Origin of the sequence: Geobacillus sp. ZGt-1 (assembly GCF_001026865.1) — a bacterium.
Classification (GTDB): Bacteria; Bacillota; Bacilli; order Bacillales; family Anoxybacillaceae; genus Geobacillus; species Geobacillus thermoleovorans.
Genome location: NZ_LDPD01000005.1, coordinates 1 through 1,986, shown reverse-complemented (window position 1 = coordinate 1,986; position 1,986 = coordinate 1). Strand labels below are relative to the sequence as shown.

General features: G+C 51.9%; 4 protein-coding genes and 1 pseudogene. All 5 read right to left on the bottom strand.

Annotated elements, in window-relative coordinates:
* A pseudogene (locus tag VU18_RS17785) lies at positions 1-132 on the bottom strand (tRNA (adenosine(37)-N6)-threonylcarbamoyltransferase complex transferase subunit TsaD); the annotation flags it as partial.
* Positions 129-581 carry a ribosomal protein S18-alanine N-acetyltransferase gene (rimI, locus tag VU18_RS01070; protein WP_011229747.1) on the bottom strand — a complete coding sequence of 151 codons (453 nt, stop codon included), beginning with the start codon at positions 579-581 and terminating at the stop codon, positions 129-131. The pseudogene VU18_RS17785 and the gene rimI, both read right to left, overlap by 4 nt.
* Entirely contained in the window at positions 541-1,281 is a 741-nt protein-coding gene (tsaB, locus tag VU18_RS01065) for a tRNA (adenosine(37)-N6)-threonylcarbamoyltransferase complex dimerization subunit type 1 TsaB (RefSeq protein WP_011229746.1), read from the bottom strand. The genes rimI and tsaB overlap by 41 nt, the downstream gene beginning before the upstream one ends.
* Positions 1,278-1,736: a tRNA (adenosine(37)-N6)-threonylcarbamoyltransferase complex ATPase subunit type 1 TsaE gene (gene tsaE / locus VU18_RS01060; RefSeq protein WP_011229745.1), complete on the bottom strand. Its 459-nt coding sequence runs from the start codon at positions 1,734-1,736 to the stop codon at positions 1,278-1,280. The genes tsaB and tsaE overlap by 4 nt, the downstream gene beginning before the upstream one ends.
* Positions 1,723-1,986 (bottom strand): hypothetical protein (locus VU18_RS18135; RefSeq protein ID WP_047757510.1); only part of this gene is annotated, 264 nt, incomplete at its 5' end. The genes VU18_RS18135 and tsaE, both read right to left, overlap by 14 nt.

Genomic DNA, 1,986 nt, shown 5'->3' with positions numbered 1-1,986 from the left:
GCCAAACCGCCGATGGCTTTCCATTTGCGACGCCACTACATTCGATAAAACCTCTCTTCCGTTTTTCACGACTGCTGCCGCCGTTTCATCGCAGCTCGTTTCAATGCCTAATACATACACGTCCTCATTCATCTCAGCTTCACCCACATGACTAACGCGTCTTCAAAGTTATCCGGATAATACCGTTTGCGAATGCCTCCGTTGCGAAACCCAAGCTTTCGGTACAGCGACTGGGCAACATGATTGGACACGCGCACCTCAAGCGTCATCGTCGCCGCCCCGTGCTGCCTAGCCATGTCCATCAAGCGTCGCATGAGCGCTTCACCAAGCTTTTGCCCACGAAACTGCGGCAACACGGCTACATTCGTCACATGCGCCTCATCGATGACAAGCCACATCCCACCATACCCGATGATCCGCCCGTTGTACACCATGACGATATATTTGGCGTAGCGGTTGTACATGAGCTCGTTGTAAAACGATTCACGGCTCCAAGGCGAAGTAAACGATGCCCGCTCGACTTGCACGACTTCATCAATGTCATGAATGGTCATTGGCCGAAATTGAACATTGATCCCCATCGTTCTGTTCCCCTTTTTGTTTCGCGAGCCATTTCGCCTCCGCCTCGGCAAGGCGGAGGTAGTTCGGCACAAACACATGGGCGTTCTCGCGCTCTTTTTGTTTGCCGAGCATCACCAACTCGCTCGGACGCGGCAACGCCAAAGACGGCGGGGCCACGTGAACCCGTTCGCCTAAATGACTTCGAAACAAATCACGATATAGCGGTGCATCCGCACCAATGAACAATACATCCTCTTCCCGCTCGCTCAACCGACGCGCCCACTCATCCGCCGCCACAATCCGGTCCTCCTCAAGACAGCGGAGCGCACCGCCTTCGTAGCGATAAAGCCCGGTGTAAATTTGTCCGCGCCGTGCGTCAAACAGCGGAACGATCACCCCAGGAAAATAACGGCCATTGGCGGCGAGCACTTCAAGGCTCGACACTCCGGCGATCGGAATACCGAGCGACCAGGCAAGCGTTTTCGCAATCGTCACGCCGATCCGCACCCCGGTATACGACCCCGGCCCTTTCGCTACAACGATTAAATCGAGATCTTTTGGAGCAACGTCACATCGTCGAAGCAACAACTCAATGGCTGGCATCGCCCGGGATGAATGGTCTTTTTTCACATTGGTGATGAATTCCCCTTTCACGACATCACCATCTACCAACGCAATGCCAAGCGGCATATTCGATGTATCAATTCCCAATACTTTCATGACGGAAAAATCTCCTTGCACAACTGTTCATAACGCTCTCCCGACGGCTCAAAGCGAAGCAACCGCTCATCGCCGCCACGATGAAACAAGAAAACGGTCAGCCGTTCCTCAGGCAACTGGCCGGCGATCAAATGCGCCCATTCAACAACCGTAACACCATCGCCAGCAAAATATTCGTCAAATCCAAGATCTTCCCATTCATCTTCAAGTCGGTATACATCCATATGATAAAGCGGAAGCCGACCATCATATTGCTTAATAATCGTAAACGTTGGGCTATTGACCGTTTGCGTAATGCCCAGCCCTTCAGCAAGACCTTTCGTAAACGTCGTCTTTCCCGCCCCGAGATCACCTTCTAATGCGATGACCATTCCCCGCTCAAGATGTTCCGCCAGCCGGCGGGCCACCGACTTCGTTTCTTCCGGAGAATGCACCAAAATTTCAATTTTTTTCATTTTGTTCTACCTTATCCCCTTTTATCATCTTCACTCTTGCTTTTGAAATTGTATCATATCCGAACATCTTGCCGCCACTTCCAAAACGAAAAATAGGCATAGGAGAAAGGGAAAAACAAAAAGGACGATCCCGCGCAGCCTTTTGGCTCGCTGACAGATCGCCCTGTTGCGCAATCGCCCCTAAAAAGAAAAAGGGAATGAGGCGTGTCGAAACTCCCTGGTGAATGAAGCTGCCTAGCAGCGACCTACT